The organism is Sphingomonas cavernae (genome assembly GCF_003590775.1).
GTDB classification, from domain to species: domain Bacteria; phylum Pseudomonadota; class Alphaproteobacteria; order Sphingomonadales; family Sphingomonadaceae; genus Sphingobium_A; species Sphingobium_A cavernae.
Map to the genome: position 1 here is coordinate 946,031 of NZ_QYUM01000003.1, position 15,533 is coordinate 961,563.

A 15,533-nucleotide genomic window follows, 5' to 3' on the forward strand; every position below is an offset into this window, starting at 1 on the left:
GATCGTCCCCCGGGCGATCCTTGAACATGCGGGGCATGTTCAACCCGATGCTGGTCCAGAGTTTCCCGTCGCGCTGGATCCCGGCCTTCGCTGGGATATGAAGCGCCAAGGCGCATCATATCTTCCAGCCGCTATGGATGGCGACAAGGCCGCCGAGCAGCGGCTCGACGCGTGTCTGGACGAAACCGGCCTGGCCGATCATGCGTTCAAAGCCTGGCATATCCGGAAAACGGCGGATCGATTCGATCAGGTAACGATAGCTGTCCTCGTCCTTCGCCAGCACCTTGCCGAGCTTTGGTACAAGCTTGTGCGAATAGCTGTCGTAGACCTCGGCGAAGCCCGGCCAGAGCGTGGTCGAGAATTCGAGGCAGAAGAAGCGACCGCCGCGCTTGAGCACGCGGTGCGCCTCGCCCAGCGCCTGTTGTATATGCGTCACGTTCCGGATGCCGAAGGCGATCGTGTAGGCGTCGAAGCTCGAGCTCGGAAAGGTCAGCGTTTCCGCATTTTGTTCGGACCAGATGAGTCCTTCAAGCTTGCGCTTCTGCGCGCGCTCCATCCCGACCGTGAGCATTTCGGGATTGATGTCGGAGACCGTGATCTGCGCGCCCGAGGGGTGCATGCGAAAGGCGATGTCCCCGGTCCCGCCCGCCATGTCGAGGATTGCCTCCCCGGCACGCGGCTTCACCCGGCGGACAAACCGGTCCTTCCACAGACGGTGCATGCCCCCCGACATCGCGTCGTTCATCAGGTCGTAGCTTTTGGCGACATTGGAAAAGACCGCGCGGACGCGGCTGGCCTTTTCGCTGGCGTCGACATTCTCATAGCCGAAGGAAACGGTCTCGCTCATGGGCGCTTCCTGTAGCCAAGGCTTGTTGCGGGGGCAAACGCTGACTGGACTGATTTTCGTATGAAAACCAGTCCAGACCCCTCTTGCGCGATTTCCAAGCCGCCGGGTGGTTCCAACCCGCTCGAAATCGCTCTAGCTGTTTCTTATGCCAGAATTGCCAGAAGTCGAAACCACCGTCCGCGGCCTCGCAACCGTCCTGCAGGATCAACTGCTTTCATCGGTGGAGCCACGCCGCGCCGATCTGCGTCGCGCCATTCCCGTCGATCTGCGTCAGCGGCTCACGGGCGCGCGGGTCACCGGGCTTTCGCGCCGCGCCAAATACGGGCTGATCGATACCGATCGGGGCGACACGCTTGTCTTTCATCTTGGCATGTCGGGGCGCTGGCGCGTCGATCCCGAGGATATCGGCGTCCATGACCATCTGGTGATCGAGACCGGAGCGGGGCGGCGCATTGCGCTCAACGACCCGCGACGATTCGGATCGCTCGACCTTGTCGAGTCGGCGGCGCTCGAAGATTTCGCGCCCTTCGCCGCACTGGGCCCCGAGCCTTTGGGCGCGGATTTCGACGGGGCGCATCTGGTGCGCGTCTTCAAGGGCCGCGTTGCGCCAATAAAGGCGCTGCTGCTCGACCAGCGGACCGTGGCGGGGCTTGGTAATATCTATGTGTGCGAGGCGCTCCACATGGCGGGAATCGCGCCGACGCGTGCGGCGGGACAGGTCGCACGCAAGCGGCTCGATTCGTTGGTGATCGCGATCAAGGACGTGCTTGCCGCCGCGATCGAGGCGGGGGGATCGACACTCAGGGACTATGCGCGACCCGACGGCGAACTCGGCTATTTCTTCAAGCAATGGCGCGTTTATGGGCGAGAAGGGCAGGGTTGCCCGGGGTGCGGTGCTTCGGTACAGCGCCGCGTCGACAGCGGCCGATCGACCTTTTACTGCGGAAAATGCCAACGGTAGAGCCTGGTCGGTGGAGATTGAAGCGCATGGCGCTTCAATCGAGAACGTGAATCAGGCTCTATTCAATAGTTGGGACCTCGATTCACGTTTCAGGCTCATTTTAGCCTGAAACGATCGAGGTCCGCTGGTTGACGATCGGACGAACCAACGTTATTGGGGCCGCTTTCCGGGCGCGGACGACTCCGCGCCTTGTTCATTTTCGCAAACGAGGCATTGACGATGGCGAATACGCCGCAGGCAAAAAAGCGCATTCGGCGGAACACCCGTCGCGCCGAGATCAACGGCAACCGTATCGGCCGCATCCGCACCTTCGTGAAGAAGGTCGAAGCTGCGCTGCTCGCGGGCAACAAGGACGAAGCCAAGGCCGCTCTCGCCGGCGTTCAGCCCGAACTGGCTCGCGGTGTCTCCAAGGGCGTCCTTCACAAGAATACCGCCTCGCGCAAGTTCTCGCGCCTCACGAAGCGGGTCGCAGCCCTCGGCTGATTGACCCATTTCGGGAACGAGCTGCAATGCCCGCCGACGCAAAGCGTCTGGCGGGCATTTCATTTTTGTTACGCTTACGTGTCACAACCCAAGCTTAGTCCACGATTCGCGCTTTCGACTAATTGCGCGCCTGTCTGTAACCAGTAGAAAATCCTCATAATTTCAGGGGATTTGGGCAATCGCACGGGATTCCTGAGTCAAGCTGGTTTATTTCAATATTTTGACATGAGCGGCCTTGATCGCGCTCCGATTCCGTCCGTAAAACTCCTCTTCCCGGTGAGTCGAATCGCTTGCCGAAGCAGCAGATTTCAGTAGCTTTTCGTGTCGGAACAATGAGTTGCGGCCAGGATATAGTGTTGCGTGCAAAAAGGGGCGCTCCAACAGGGGCGTGTGGGGCAAGGGGCGAGGCGTGTACCTGATGGCGGATTCCGAAAGGCTGGGCAGTGCGGTTGAGGCGAATCAGGGAACGCTGATCGACGCCTGGACTGCCGTTCGCGCCGGCCTGCGCCGCGATTGCGGCGCAAGGACCTTCGATCACTGGCTGAAGCCGATCCGGCTCGGTAAATACCGCGTCGAGGACCGCACGGTCGAGATGGTGCTGCCGTCGCCATTCATGGCACGCTGGGTCGAATCGCACTTTGCCGAGCGGCTCGCGCTCGCCTGGCGCACGCATGCCCCTGAAATCCGTGCGGTCGAGATCATCGCCAACGACAATATCGACGGTGCCGCGGTCTATTCGGCGGAGATCGAAGCCAAGGACGCGCCGCTTCCCGTCGAGGAGGTGCTGTCGTCGGAGACAAGCACGCTCGATCCGCGCTTCACCTTCGACACCTTTGTGACGGGCGAGGCCAACGCGCTAGCCTGCAATGCGGCGCGCGTGCTTGCCGAGGGCGGCGTGGCATTCAACCCGCTGTTCATCCACGGCGCGACGGGGCAGGGCAAGACGCACCTGCTGCACGCGATCGGCCATGGTTTTGCCGCGCGCAATCCTGGCTCCACGGTGCTCTACATGTCCGCCGAGAAGTTCATGGTGGAGTTCGTTTCCGCAATGCGCGCGCGCGATACGCTGGGCTTCAAGGCGCGGCTGCGTTCGGCTGACCTGCTGATGATCGACGACGTCCAGTTCATCGCGGGCAAGGGTTCGACGCAGGAAGAGTTCCTTCACACCGTCAACGAGATCATGGCCACGGGCCGCAAGCTCGTGATCGGCGCGGACCGCAGCCCGCAGGCGCTTGAAGGCGTCGAGGGGCGCATATTGTCGCGTCTCGCAATGGGGCTGGTGGCCGATATCCGGCCTGCAGACTACGCGCTTCGCCTGGAAATTCTGCGCCGCAAGGCCGCGGGCCACCCCGGCATCCCCGAAGAGGTCGTGCTGTTCCTCGCGCAGCGCATCGCGAGCAACATTCGCGAGCTCGAGGGCGCACTCAACCGCGTGGTTGCTTATTCGCTGCTCAATGCGCGGCCGATCGACCTCGATTTCGTGCAGGAAGTGCTCGCCGACGTTCTCCAGGCGAGCCAGCGCCGCGTGACGATCGACGAGATCCAGCGCCGCGTCTGCCAGCATTTCGACATCCGCCAGAACGACATGGTTTCGGCCCGCCGCGCGCGCGCGATCGCCCGCCCGCGCCAGATCGCTATGTACCTCGCCAAGCGCATGACGCCGCGTTCGCTGCCCGAGATCGGGCGCAAATTCGGCGGGCGCGACCATACCACCGTGATCCACGCCGTTCGCCAGATCGAGAAGCTTCGCGCGAGCGACGCCGAGATGGACAACGACATCCGCACGCTGATCCGCACGCTCGAGGGCTGAGCGCGCCCCACAATCGATAGAGCGCGCCAGCGGGTGCGCCGGCGTCGGTTGATGCAGCCACTTTTGCCCACCCGAATCTTCACGTACTTGATCCCATTCACTGAGTTGGGGGGCGGGAGTGAACGGCAAGCATCTCATAGGAACCGGCATAGGGCTTGGCTTCGCGGCTATAGCGGTCGTGCTGGGTATCAACCATTTCGCCAACGCCGAGGGTGGCGCGAAGCCCGCTGCGGCACCCGTTGATGAGCGTGTCGCAGCCGTGCGCGTCAACCTGGCGGACGATCAGACCTATTACCTGACCGCCAAGGTCAATGGCGTGCCGATCCGTTTCCTTGTCGATACCGGGGCTACGATCACCGTGCTGCGCCTTGTTGACGCGCAGAAGGCGGGCATTGCGTTGCGTGCCTCCGATTTCACAGGCGATGTCGAGGGGATCGACGGCCATGCCGCGGTTGCCGAGATTGTCATCAATCGCCTCGAAGCGGGCGAAATACTCGTCAGCAATATCGAGGCAGATGTCGATCAGGGGGCGCTGGACGTATCGCTGCTGGGGCAGAATTTCCTGTCCAGGCTCGAGCGCATCGTCATCGAGGACGGCGTCATGACATTGCAGGGCAAGCCCGCCATGTGAGGGAAGGTCATCTCCACTGCACTGCGCGGTGGTAAAAAAAAGCCCCGGCATCGCCGGGGCTTTTTTCGTCAGTAGCCTCTCGCCTCGCTCTTGGGCGGGGGCGGGACGGTGATCTTGACGGTCTCGCCCGAATTGCCCGGGAAGCCCGTGAACATCGCCTCGATCAGATTGGGCACGAGGTAGGTGAGCTTGTTGCTCGACGACACTGCCTGTGCCTTGCCTTCGAAGACGCGCTGGCCATCGGCCCTGCGTTCGATCACCATGTTCAGGTCGCTGGTATAGACGGTGTAGCTCTGGATATCGTTATAGCCAAAGCCGCCGAACATGAAGGGATCATAGAAGCCGCGGACATAGCCGTAGCGGCCCCAGCGACGGTACGGACCCCAGTAGAAGGGATCATTGTAAAAGCCTGCGCCATAGCCCGTGGGATAGCTGCGGATCTTTTCTCGCCCCTTGTCGATGCCGTAGTCGAGCTTGACCACCAGTGTCGCGTCACCGCCGCTGGCCGGTTGATAGCCAAGCTGCGCCAGACGGGCGCTGACGAGCCCGGCATATTGCGAGAATTCGAGGCCGCCTTGCATCTCCGGATCGAGCGCAGCCACGGTAAAGGTCTGTCCCTGCGGCACCGGCATCGCCTGGAAGCGGCTGACGTCCGCCTTGAAGTTGGTCGCGCAGCCGCCCAGCGCAAGCAGCGCCACCGGAGCGATTGCGAACATGATCTTGCGTTGGATCGACATTGTCGGGGCCCTTGATTGCCTATGCGCGTGTAAACTCAGTTGCCTACACGCATAAGTCAAATTGGCTGAACAAGAATTGAACGCACGGTCCGTCGATCAGGTTGCACGCCTCGTCCTGTGGACCAGTCCCAGCGCCTCATAGGCGGCGTCGAGCGTCGGCTGCGCGAGCGTGCGCGCCTTTTCAGCGCCCTTGGCGAGGTGGTCGTCGAGTGCGGTCGAATCCGAACGCAGCGCGTTGAAGCGCGCGGTGATGGGGGCGAGCGTTTCGACAAGAAGATCGGCGAGCGCTGGCTTGAACTGGCCGAAGCCCTGGCCGGCATATTCAGCCAGCACCTCGGCGGGCGTCTTTTCGGCGAGCGCGGCAAAGATGTTGACGAGGTTCTTCGCTTCGGGCCGGCCTTCCAGGCCGTCGAGGCTTTCGGGCAGCGGCTCGGGATCGGTCTTCGCCTTGCGGATCTTCTGCGCAATCATGTCGGCGTCGTCGGTCAGGTTGATGCGGCTCATGTCCGATGGATCGGACTTGGACATCTTCGATGTGCCGTCGCGCAGCGACATGATCCGCGCCGCGGTCGCGCCGATATAGGGCTCGGGGATCGTGAAGATCTCGCGTTCGAAATCGGTGTTGAACTTGATCGCGATGTCGCGCGTCAACTCGAGATGCTGGCGCTGGTCCTCGCCGACGGGAACGTGGGTCGTCTGATAGATCAGGATGTCCGCGGCCTGGAGGACGGGATAGACATAGAGGCCGACGCTCGCGCCCTCGCGGTTCTTGCCCGATTTCTCCTTGAACTGCGTCATGCGGTTGAGCCAGCCGATGCGCGCGGTGCAGTTCAGCAGCCAGGCAAGCTCGGCATGCGCGGGCACCTGCGCCTGGTTGAACAGGATCGACCTGTCGGGATCGATGCCCGCGGCGATCAGCGCCGCCGCCATTTCGCGCGTGTTCTGCCGGAGTGCTGCAGGATCATTATGGACGGTGATCGCGTGGAGATCGGCGAGGAAATAGAGGCACTCACCCTCGTCCTGCATCTTCACCCAGTTCTTGATCGCGCCCAGATAGTTGCCGAGGTGGAGATTCCCCGTGGTCTGGATTCCGGAAAGAACGCGCATCAGACTGCCTTTTTCTTACGCATGAGGACGAGGATCGCATCGCGGTCCATGCCGCCGATGAGGAACGCGACGAGGAAATAGACGGCGCCGCCGGTGCCGACGAGCGCGAGGACGCCCGCAAGCCGTTCGGCGACCGAGCCAGCGAACCAGTCGCCCAGCAGCATGCGCACGCCCGCGAGCGCCGCGACCATCGCGAGACCCGCGGCGAACTGGCGGGCTATCCGGCCCCATAGCCAGGGCTGGATGCGGAAATGCCCGCGCTTGCTCAGGATCACATAGAGCATCACGCAGTTGAGCCACGAGCAGAGCGAAATCGCCGCGGCAAGCCCATAGATGCCAAAGGACGGGATCAGCGCGAAGTTGAGCGCGATATTGGCGAGCAGCACCACGCCCGCGGTCTTCACGGGTGTTTTGGTGTCCTCGCGCGCATAGAAGCCCGGCGTGATGACCTTGACCAGCACATAGGCGGGCAGGCCCGAGGCGATGATGGCCAGCACGTTGCCGGTGATATAGGCGTCGTTCGCCGTGAACTTGCCGCCCTGGAACAGCGCGGCCACGAGCGGACCCGCGACCACCGCCAGCGCGAGCGCGGCGGGGAGGCAGAGCAGCATAGACAGGTCGACCGCATTGCCTTGCACCTTGGCGGCCTCTTCGGGCTCGCCCTTGGCGATGAAGCGGCTGATATGCGGCAGGATCGCGGTGCCGAGCGCGGTGCCGATCACCGAGAGCGGGAGCTGGTTGAGGCGATCCGAATAGTTGAGATACGACATCGAGCCTTCGGGCAGCCGCGTCGCGAAGAACGTGTCGATGAGCTGGCTGATCTGGTAGACGCCCGCGCCCAGCGTCGCGGGGATGACGACAACGAAGAACTGCTTCACCCCCGGAGTCATTCTCGGCTTGCGCAGCGCCAGCGACACGCCCGCCCGGCGCGCGCTGTTCCAGAGCAGTGCGAGCTGAAGGAAGCCGCCCGCGGTGACGCCAATTGCAAGCGCGGTTGCGCTCGCAGCCCCACCGGTCGGCACGACGAGCAGCGCAATGAGCATCGCGACGTTCAGCAGCGCGGGCGCGAAGGCCGCCGCGGCGAATTTGGTCAACGAATTGAGAATGCCCGAGAAGAAGGAGACGAGGCTGATCAGCAGCAGATAGGGAAAGGTGATCCGGCTGAGGAAGACGGTCAGCTCGAATTTCTGCGGCTCATCGGCGTAGCCCGAGGCGATCGCCCAGACAAAGGCGGGCATCGCGATCTCGAAGATCAGCGTGAAGGCCAGCAGTGTCGGGATGAAGAAGGCGAGCACCTCTTCGGAGAATTTTTTCGCCTCTTCCATTCCGCCGGGGCCGTGAAAGCGCTGGCTGAACAGCGGCACGAACCCGGCGGAGAAGGCGCCTTCACCGAACAGGCGGCGAAAGGTGTTGGGGAGGCGGAAGGCGACGAGGAAGGCATCTGCCTCCCCGCTCGCCCCCATGATGCGCGACATGAGCATCTCGCGCGCGAAGCCGAACACGCGGCTGACCATGGTCAGCCCGCCGATCGTGCCCATCGATTTGACGAGGTTCACGCGCGCATCCCCCTATGAAGGCGAAAGGGTCAGGCCTGGCCCGCCGTTTCGATCTCCGCGAGCTGATCGCCCTGCGCCTGAAGCTGGCTCATATAGAGCGCGCCGAAATCGATCGGCTCGAGCATCAGCGGCGGGAAGCCGCCATCGCGCACGGCGTCGGCAAGGATGCGGCGCGCGAAGGGGAAGAGGATGCGCGGCGCCTCGGCGAGCAGGAAGGGCTGGAGCTGCTCTTCGGGAACGTTGCGAAGGCCGAAGAGGCCGGCATAGGCGAGCTCAACCTGGAAGGCGACCTTGTCCGCGGCTTCGGCGCGAACGTCGATCTTGAGCATCACTTCAAACACGTCGTCGGCGATCTTTTGCGGGCCGATGTTGAACTGGACGTCAATCTGGGGCTGGCCCTGCCATTGATAGACCGCAGGCGCGTTGGGATTTTCGAAGGAAAGATCCTTAACATACTGCGAAATAATGGAAACCTGTGGAAGATTGTCCGCGCCGTTCGCCTGCGTTGCTTCGGTTTCCGCCGTGCCTTGTTCTTCGGCCATCATGTCCTGCCTTGATCGAATTGAAAAATGGTGCCGCACCGCGGCGCGGAGCGTGCCGGGCGACTAGCAGCCGCCGCGTGCTAGGGCAATGCTGCGCGCTCTGGCGCGCAAATGGGGCAATGCCGTGCGCTCTCGCTTTTGCCATCGGCAGCGCGTATGGCGGCGATTTGAAACACTGGTTCCCAGCGCCTATATCGGGCGTTCGGGTCTGGACGGAGGTAGCGTGGTTACGGTTGTCATCCTGGCGCTTGTATCGGTTTTCCTTGCCTTGCGGCTCTATGCCGTGCTCGGCAAGCGCACGGGGCATGAGCAGCAGCCGCTGCCGCGCCCGGCCGAGGAGCGCCTTGGCCCGCCACCCGCCGCGGGCACCGTCACCGATATCAGCCCCGAGGCCCGCGTACTCGGCGACCCGTCGATCGGCCCGGCTGCACAGCGCGGCTTGAAGGCGATCATGGCGGCCGATTCCGCGTTCGATCCGGCGCGCTTTCTCGAAGGCGCCAAATACGCATATCGCATGGTGCTCGAGGCCTATTGGTCGGGCGACGAGGCACAGCTTGCCGAACTGGCGGGTGACGATGTCCGCGCCGCCTTTTTCCAGGCGATCGCCGACCGCAAGGCCGCCGGGCATGTGCTCGACAACCGGCTTGTCGCGGTCGAGCGCGCGATGATTTCGGATGCCGAACTCGACGGCCAGATGGCACGCATCACGGTGCGCTTCGACGCCGATATCGCAGCGGTCACGCGCGACGGTGATGGCAATGTGATCGCGGGCTCGCTGAGCGATGCGGTGCCTACGCATGACGTCTGGACATTCAGTCGTCATATCCGTTCCGACGATCCCAACTGGCTGCTGGTCGAAACCGACGAGGCCGCCTGACGATGCTTCGCCAGCGGGCGGGGATGGTGCTGGCGATGCTGGCGCTCGGCGCGTGCGCGACGGTGCCGCCGCCAGCGGCTGCGCCGTCATCACCGCCAATCTCGTCATCGGCTGAACCGACTCAAATCAAGCCGCCCGCCAACGCGAACGCGCTTGGCGTGTCGGCGGGCCCGGCGATCGCCACGCTCGCGATCACGCCCGAACAGGCGCTGCGCGCGCTGGCCGCTTTCAGGATCAGTTGCCCCTCGCTCATCCGTCGCACCGATGCGAGCGGACTCACGCGCGGAGATGACTGGAAGGCCGTCTGCGATGCTGCGCCGGGCTGGTCGAACGCCGACGCTGCCGGCTTTTTTCGCGCGCATTTCGAGAGCGTGCGCGTAGGTGACGGCAAGGGCTTCGCCACGGGTTATTTCGAACCCGAGATACTGGGCGCGCGCACACCGGCACCGGGTTTTGCGGTTCCTGTCTACAAGAAGCCCGACGATCTGGTTGAGGCCGACCTCTCGCTGTTCGGCGACCGCCTCAAGGGCAAGCGGATCCGCGGCCGCGTCGAGAAGGGCGCGCTTGTGCCCTATCATGACCGCGGCGCAATCGAGGACGGTGCGCTTGCCGGGCGCGGTCTCGAAATCGCGTGGGCGGCCGATCCGGTCGAGTTCTTCTTCCTGCAGATCCAAGGGTCGGGCCGCCTCAAGCTGCCCGATGGCGGCGTGATGCGCATCGGCTATGATGGGCAGAATGGCCGCGACTATACGGGCATCGGCAAGCTGCTGCTCGACCGCGGCGAGTTGCAGCGCGGCAAGGCCGGGATGCAGGGCATCATGGACTGGCTGCGCGCCAATCCCGAAAAAGGCCGCGCGGTGATGCGCGAGAACAAGAGCGTCGTCTTTTTCCGCGAGCTGACGGGAGCCGGGCCGCTGGGCGCGCTCGGCCTGCCCGTGACCCCGCGCGCAACGGTTGCGACCGACCCTGCTTTCGTGCCGCTTGGCGCGCCGGTCTTTCTTGCGCTCGATCGCGCCGAAACCGCCGGCATATGGGTGGCGCAGGACACTGGCGGCGCCATCAAGGGGGCCAATCGCTTCGACACATTCTGGGGTGCCGGGGCGGATGCACGCACGATCGCGGGGGGAATGTCCGCGCGCGGCGATGCACTGATCTTTCTGCCGCGCGGTACGCTGGCGCGGATCGCGGGGGCGGGGGACGATGGCGGGACGACGCCTCGACGCTGACGAGCGCGCGCTCTGGGCGCGTGTCATAGCAAGCGTTACGCCACTTGTGCCTGTCCGCACCAAGGACGATCCGGTGGTGCCCGCTACGGAACAACCTGCAATCGCGCCCAGGCGCGGCCGCAACATTGTCGCGCCGTCCCCGCCGCCGTCGCCCCAACCGCGCCCCGCTATCGGCGAGACGCTCGACGGAAGCTGGGACCGCAGGCTTACGCGCGGTGCGATCATTCCCGATATGGCCGTCGACCTTCACGGCCACACGCTCGATTCAGCGTACCGGCTTCTCGATTCAAGTCTTGACCGCGCCGTCCGCAGTGGCGCGCGCGTGATTCTGCTCATCACCGGAAAACCGCCGCGGGCCGATTTGCGCGGCGAGCGGCCGATGCGTGGCGTGATCCGCGCCGCCGTTGGCGACTGGCTGTCAGCGTCGCGTCACGCCGCGCATATCGCGACGGTCCGCAATGCGCATCCGCGCCATGGCGGCACCGGCGCGCTGTACATCATCCTGAAACGAGATCGTTGCGCCGCGTAAAGCCAAATTTAACGAGATTCTGGCAGGAAAGCTTAATCGGGGTGGCCAATGGGGTGGTGCTCCGGTTCTGGGAACGAGCGTGGGAGCATCATGGAAGGCGTATCGCTAAAGAGCCGCGCTATTGCTTTTGCCATATGCGTGGGCGCCGGGGCGTTCATCCTTTCGGTGCTGGCGGGCGCAGGCACGGCCAGCCATACCGACACCGCGGCCAATGCGCTGATCGTTGCGATCATCTGTGCGGTGATGAGCTGGGCTTCGGCCGATCAGGCGCTCTCCGCGGTCGCCGACGCGGTTGACAGCGCGATCAAGCGACTCGCGGCAGCCGCGCATGGCGACTTCGAGACGCCCACGCCCGAGGAAGTGCGCCAATGCCTCCCCGAACTAGCCGACAGCATGGACGCGCTTTTCCTCGAGACACGTTCGACCTTCGACAGCATTCACAATCTGGCGATGTTCGATCCGGTCACCTCGCTTGCCAATCGGACCAATTTTCGTCGCGACGTTGAACGCGCGATCGGCGAGCTGCCCGCGACCAGCACTTCCGCGCTGCTCTTCGTCGACCTCGACAATTTCAAGGCCGTCAACGACACGCTCGGCCATGCCCAGGGTGACCATCTGCTCGCGAAGGTCGCCAATCGCCTCCGCGCAGTGCTTGCCGCCGAGCGGCACGCTGGTCGTGAAGGCCGCTTTCCCGGCATGATCGGACGGCTGGCCGGGGACGAGTTCACGATGTTCCTGCCCGATATCGCCGGGATCGAGGATGCCAGGCGCGTCGCGCAGCGCATCCTCTACGCGCTCAACGAAGATATCGAGCTTTCGGGGCACACGATACGCGTGGGCGCCTCGATCGGCGTCGCGATCTATCCGGAGCATGGGCGGTCGCTGACGACGCTCATGAAAGCGGCCGACGTGGCGATGTATCACGCCAAGGCGAACGGGCGCGCGCAGGCGCAGTTCTATACCGATGCGCTCGCCGATGCGCTGAGCGAGCGTCTGCGGGTCGAACAGGATCTTCGCAAGGCGCTGACGCACGAGCATTTCCGACTGGCGTTCCAGCCGCAGATTTCGCTGATGACCGGCGAGATCACCACTGCCGAGGCGCTGTTGCGCTGGGAGCACCCCGAAGACGGCACGCGCATGCCCGGCGAGTTCATCGAGATTGCCGAGGAAAGCGCGCTGATCGTCGAGATCGGCGACTGGGTGATCGACGCGGTGGCCGCGACCATCGCGCGCTGGGACCGTTTCGGCATCGAACAGCGTCTGGCGATCAACATCAGCCCGCGCCAGATCGAGCAGCACGACTTCTTCACGCGGCTGCGAGAGCGCATGGAGCATCACGGCGCCCCCGCTCGGTTGCTGGAGCTCGAAATCACCGAAGGGCTCGCCATGACCTGTGGCGACGCTGTTTTCCACGAAATGGCTGCGTTCCGCCGCGACGGCGCGATGATCTCCATCGACGATTTCGGAACCGGCTATTCGAACTTCTCGCGGCTGCGCGACATGCCGATCGATCGCGTGAAGCTCGATCGTTCGATGATCGCCGACATCGCGGTTTCGGATCAGGCGCGCGCGATCATCCATGCGGTGATCGAACTGATCCACGGCCTCGGCCACAAGGTTGTCGCCGAAGGGGTGGAGACGCGCGAGCAGCTCGACGTGCTCAAGGTAATCGGCTGCGACGCGGTGCAGGGTTATGTGATCGCGACGCCGATGGACGAGCACGAATTCGTCGACTGGGCGCGCGCGGAGCGCTCCGCGCTCGCAGGTTAACTCGCAAGCGCCTCGCGGATCACCAGCTCGAAGATCTCGGTCAGTGCGTGGATGTCCGCGATGGCGGCCGCCTCGTCGAGCTTGTGCATCGTCGCGTTCGACAGTCCGAACTCGACCACAGGGCACAGCTTCGAGAGGAAGCGCGCGTCAGACGTGCCGCCGGTCGTCGAAAGTTCGGGCACCAAGCCGGTGACCCTGCGGATCGCACCCGAGACGATGTCGGACAGACGGCCGGGTTCGGTCAGGAATGCCTCTCCCGATATGCGCGCGACGAGCGAAGCGTTTGGCGATTCCTCGGTACAGATGGCGCGGATGCGTTCGACCAGCGCCTCTCCCGAGTGGAGATCGTTGAAGCGGATGCTGAGCCGCGCCTTGGCGAGCGCGGGGATGACGTTGGTCGCGGGATTGCCCACCTCGATATCGGTGACTTCGATATTGGACGCCTGAAACCAGTCATTGCCCTGATCGAGTTCGATCACGTCGATGCGCGACAGGATGCGGACGAGTGCGGGGATGGGATTGTCGGCCATGTGCGGATAGGCGACATGGCCCTGCGTGCCCGCGACCTCGATCCACATATTGACCGAGCCGCGACGGCCGATCTTGATCATGTCGCCCAGTCGGTGGACCGACGTCGGCTCGCCCACAAGGCACAGATCGGGCTGATGGCCATTTACGCGCATCCAGTCGATCAGCTCGACCGTTCCGTGGACAGCCGGGCCTTCCTCATCGCCCGTGATGATCAGGCTCAGCGTACCCGGATGATCGGCTGAGCGCGCGGCGGCTGCGACAAAGGCGGCGATCGAGCCCTTCATGTCGACCGCGCCGCGGCCGTAGAGCAGCTCGCCGCGGATCTCGGGGATAAAGGGATCGCTCGTCCAGCCAACGCCCGGGGGCACGACGTCAAGATGGCCGGCATAGGCGAAATGCGGACCGCCCGAGCCGCGGGCGGCGAAGAGATTCTCGACCGGGCCATCCGGCGCTTCACCCGCGATGAACCGGTGGACCGTAAAGCCGATCGCGCCCAGCGCGTCTTCCAGAACATCGAAGACCGCGCCTGTGGCTGGCGTGATACTCGGGGCGGCGATCAGCCGGCTGGCGAGGTCGATAGGGTCGATGGACGCGGTCATGCGCTGCGACTAGCTTGCCGGAATGCGTTTGCCTAGCGGAAGGATACCATGCCCAAGCTCGAGCTCGAGACGATCCCGCAGATCAATCTGACGGGTTATCCGCCCGTCTATGCCGACAAGGTTCAGGGCCGCTGGTATCGCCGCCTGGCGCCCGCAACCGGGATCGTCGATTTCGGCGCCAGCCATGTGACGCTGAAGCCCGGCGCCTGGTCCTCGCAGCGCCATTGGCACGAAGGCGAAGATGAACTGGTGGTGATGATTACGGGCGAGGCGGTGCTGGTCGACGAGAGTGGTCGCCACCCGATGCGGCCCGGCGATGTTGCGACCTTTCCCAAGAACGACCGCAACGGGCATGTTCTCATCAACGAGAGCGAGGCCGATTGCGTGTTCGTGGCGATCGGGCGTCCTTCGGCCACCGATTGCCACTATCCCGATATCGACATGCACCTCGACAGCGCGGCCGGCGGCTTTCGTCGCAAGGATGGAAGCGAATTCTGACGCTAATGTTACTTCGGTGCTGCCAATGGCGCCAATTGTGCTATAACAAAACGGCAATGAAGGGCCGCGTGCGTAATGGGTAATCGAGTTCTCATCGTCGAAGATGAGCCAACCTTGCTCCATGTTCTGGAGGCTACTCTGGAATATGGAGGCTTCGAGAGCGTCGTTGCACGGACCGGCCGTGCGGCGGCGGAGTTGTTCGACTCGGGTGGAATCGATGCCGTGCTGCTCGACATGGGGCTTCCGGATATGAGCGGCGGCGAGTTGTTGCAGCAACTGCGCCAGCGATCGAATCTGCCGATCATCGTCGTTTCGGGCCATGACACCGAAAGCGACCGTATCGCCGCGCTCGACCTCGGCGCCGATGATTTCGTGCCCAAGCCCTTCCTTCCCGGCGAATTGCTTGCGCGCATCCGCGCGGCGCTCCGGCGCTCTGAGGTGCCCGCCGGCACGGCTCCCACGGCCGACAACGGCACGCTGTCCATCGACCCCGTGCAGCCGCTTATCACGGTGGGCGGTGAGGTCGTCTATCTGACGACGCATGAGCACAAACTGCTCACCATCCTCGCGGCACGGATGGACCGCGCGGTGACGGTGGATGAAATCGTCACCGAAATATGGGGTAGCGCCGATCCGCTGCACCAGGGCAATCTGCGCGTCCTGATCCACAAGCTCCGCGAGAAGATGGAGGCCACGCCAAAGGCCCCGCGTTTCCTGCTCACGGTGCATGGCATCGGCTATCGCCTGCGGGCACATACCAAGGAAAGCGCTTCGGCGGCGGCTTGAACCGGCGTTGCGGCGCTGGCACAGACGCGGACGAAGGGAGACG

16 protein-coding genes are annotated in these 15,533 nt (G+C 63.9%); 10 read left to right on the forward strand and 6 right to left on the reverse strand.

All coding sequences use genetic code 11. The features are described 5' to 3' along the window. Positions 1-115: 115 nt before the first annotated feature. On the reverse strand, positions 116-847 hold the full coding sequence (locus D3876_RS12160; RefSeq protein WP_119762523.1) for a class I SAM-dependent methyltransferase: 732 nt from the start codon (positions 845-847) through the stop codon (positions 116-118). Positions 848-992: 145 nt separating this feature from the next. Between D3876_RS12160 and mutM the strand changes: the two genes are divergently transcribed. The 4 genes from mutM (at position 993) to D3876_RS12180 (ending at position 4,732) form a co-directional block, all read left to right on the forward strand. Then, on the forward strand, positions 993-1,808 hold the full coding sequence (gene mutM / locus D3876_RS12165; RefSeq protein WP_119762525.1) for a bifunctional DNA-formamidopyrimidine glycosylase/DNA-(apurinic or apyrimidinic site) lyase: 816 nt from the start codon (positions 993-995) through the stop codon (positions 1,806-1,808). A 219-nt stretch (positions 1,809-2,027) separates the two neighbouring features. Then, positions 2,028-2,291 carry a 30S ribosomal protein S20 gene (rpsT, locus tag D3876_RS12170; RefSeq protein ID WP_119763793.1) on the forward strand — a complete coding sequence of 88 codons (264 nt, stop codon included), beginning with the start codon at positions 2,028-2,030 and terminating at the stop codon, positions 2,289-2,291. Positions 2,292-2,709: 418 nt separating this feature from the next. Then, positions 2,710-4,101: a chromosomal replication initiator protein DnaA gene (gene dnaA, locus D3876_RS12175; protein WP_119763795.1), complete on the forward strand. Its 1,392-nt coding sequence runs from the start codon at positions 2,710-2,712 to the stop codon at positions 4,099-4,101. Between the two features lie 118 nt (positions 4,102-4,219). Continuing rightward, positions 4,220-4,732, forward strand: coding sequence for a retropepsin-like aspartic protease family protein (locus D3876_RS12180; protein WP_182911998.1), 513 nt, complete (start codon positions 4,220-4,222; stop codon positions 4,730-4,732). Positions 4,733-4,800: 68 nt separating this feature from the next. On the opposite strand, the gene D3876_RS12185 is transcribed toward D3876_RS12180, so the two are convergent. From D3876_RS12185 to secB, 4 genes are all read right to left on the reverse strand, one after another. After that, positions 4,801-5,469: a DUF4136 domain-containing protein gene (locus tag D3876_RS12185; protein WP_119762529.1), complete on the reverse strand. Its 669-nt coding sequence runs from the start codon at positions 5,467-5,469 to the stop codon at positions 4,801-4,803. A 96-nt stretch (positions 5,470-5,565) separates the two neighbouring features. Then, a complete protein-coding gene (gene trpS, locus D3876_RS12190; protein WP_119762531.1) occupies positions 5,566-6,576 on the reverse strand; it encodes a tryptophan--tRNA ligase in 1,011 nt (336 codons plus the stop codon). Next, the gene (murJ, locus tag D3876_RS12195; RefSeq protein ID WP_119762533.1) at positions 6,576-8,132 is read right to left on the reverse strand and encodes a murein biosynthesis integral membrane protein MurJ; all 1,557 of its coding nucleotides are present in this window, start codon (positions 8,130-8,132) and stop codon (positions 6,576-6,578) included. Before murJ ends, trpS begins: the two co-directional genes overlap by 1 nt. A 29-nt stretch (positions 8,133-8,161) precedes the next feature. After that, positions 8,162-8,674, reverse strand: coding sequence for a protein-export chaperone SecB (secB, locus tag D3876_RS12200; RefSeq protein WP_119763797.1), 513 nt, complete (start codon positions 8,672-8,674; stop codon positions 8,162-8,164). Positions 8,675-8,897: 223 nt separating this feature from the next. Between secB and D3876_RS12205 the strand changes: the two genes are divergently transcribed. From D3876_RS12205 to D3876_RS12220, 4 genes are all read left to right on the forward strand, one after another. Further along, complete coding sequence (locus D3876_RS12205) at positions 8,898-9,551, forward strand: Tim44/TimA family putative adaptor protein (protein WP_119762535.1); 654 nt, start codon at positions 8,898-8,900, stop codon at positions 9,549-9,551. A gap of 2 nt (positions 9,552-9,553) precedes the next feature. Continuing rightward, positions 9,554-10,777 carry a murein transglycosylase A gene (mltA, locus tag D3876_RS12210; RefSeq protein WP_119762537.1) on the forward strand — a complete coding sequence of 408 codons (1,224 nt, stop codon included), beginning with the start codon at positions 9,554-9,556 and terminating at the stop codon, positions 10,775-10,777. After that, positions 10,752-11,306, forward strand: coding sequence for a Smr/MutS family protein (locus tag D3876_RS12215; protein ID WP_119762539.1), 555 nt, complete (start codon positions 10,752-10,754; stop codon positions 11,304-11,306). The genes mltA and D3876_RS12215 overlap by 26 nt, the downstream gene beginning before the upstream one ends. Positions 11,307-11,396: 90 nt before the next feature. Continuing rightward, complete coding sequence (locus D3876_RS12220) at positions 11,397-13,076, forward strand: putative bifunctional diguanylate cyclase/phosphodiesterase (protein ID WP_119762541.1); 1,680 nt, start codon at positions 11,397-11,399, stop codon at positions 13,074-13,076. Here D3876_RS12220 and dapE read toward each other — a convergent pair. Then, positions 13,073-14,206, reverse strand: a complete 1,134-nt coding sequence (gene dapE, locus D3876_RS12225; RefSeq protein ID WP_119762543.1) for a succinyl-diaminopimelate desuccinylase — start codon at positions 14,204-14,206, stop codon at positions 13,073-13,075. The genes D3876_RS12220 and dapE overlap by 4 nt on opposite strands. 48 nt (positions 14,207-14,254) lie before the next feature. On the opposite strand from dapE, the gene D3876_RS12230 reads away from it, so the two are divergent. Beyond that, a complete protein-coding gene (locus tag D3876_RS12230; RefSeq protein ID WP_119762545.1) occupies positions 14,255-14,704 on the forward strand; it encodes a cupin domain-containing protein in 450 nt (149 codons plus the stop codon). A gap of 75 nt (positions 14,705-14,779) precedes the next feature. Further along, the gene (locus tag D3876_RS12235; RefSeq protein ID WP_119762547.1) at positions 14,780-15,490 is read left to right on the forward strand and encodes a response regulator transcription factor; all 711 of its coding nucleotides are present in this window, start codon (positions 14,780-14,782) and stop codon (positions 15,488-15,490) included. Positions 15,491-15,533: the final 43 nt, after the last annotated feature.

What these genes read in the sequence shown, in the direction of transcription:
- D3876_RS12160 (WP_119762523.1), bottom strand. Translation starts at nt 847, where the DNA reads ATGAGCGAGACCGTTTCCTTCGGCTATGAGAATGTCGACGCCAGCGAA.
- mutM (WP_119762525.1), top strand. Translation starts at nt 993, where the DNA reads ATGCCAGAATTGCCAGAAGTCGAAACCACCGTCCGCGGCCTCGCAACC.
- rpsT (WP_119763793.1), top strand. Translation starts at nt 2,028, where the DNA reads ATGGCGAATACGCCGCAGGCAAAAAAGCGCATTCGGCGGAACACCCGT.
- dnaA (WP_119763795.1), top strand. Translation starts at nt 2,710, where the DNA reads ATGGCGGATTCCGAAAGGCTGGGCAGTGCGGTTGAGGCGAATCAGGGA.
- D3876_RS12185 (WP_119762529.1), bottom strand. Translation starts at nt 5,469, where the DNA reads ATGTCGATCCAACGCAAGATCATGTTCGCAATCGCTCCGGTGGCGCTG.
- trpS (WP_119762531.1), bottom strand. Translation starts at nt 6,576, where the DNA reads ATGCGCGTTCTTTCCGGAATCCAGACCACGGGGAATCTCCACCTCGGC.
- secB (WP_119763797.1), bottom strand. Translation starts at nt 8,674, where the DNA reads ATGGCCGAAGAACAAGGCACGGCGGAAACCGAAGCAACGCAGGCGAAC.
- mltA (WP_119762537.1), top strand. Translation starts at nt 9,554, where the DNA reads ATGCTTCGCCAGCGGGCGGGGATGGTGCTGGCGATGCTGGCGCTCGGC.
- D3876_RS12215 (WP_119762539.1), top strand. Translation starts at nt 10,752, where the DNA reads ATGGCGGGACGACGCCTCGACGCTGACGAGCGCGCGCTCTGGGCGCGT.
- D3876_RS12220 (WP_119762541.1), top strand. Translation starts at nt 11,397, where the DNA reads ATGGAAGGCGTATCGCTAAAGAGCCGCGCTATTGCTTTTGCCATATGC.
- dapE (WP_119762543.1), bottom strand. Translation starts at nt 14,206, where the DNA reads ATGACCGCGTCCATCGACCCTATCGACCTCGCCAGCCGGCTGATCGCC.
- D3876_RS12230 (WP_119762545.1), top strand. Translation starts at nt 14,255, where the DNA reads ATGCCCAAGCTCGAGCTCGAGACGATCCCGCAGATCAATCTGACGGGT.
- D3876_RS12235 (WP_119762547.1), top strand. Translation starts at nt 14,780, where the DNA reads ATGGGTAATCGAGTTCTCATCGTCGAAGATGAGCCAACCTTGCTCCAT.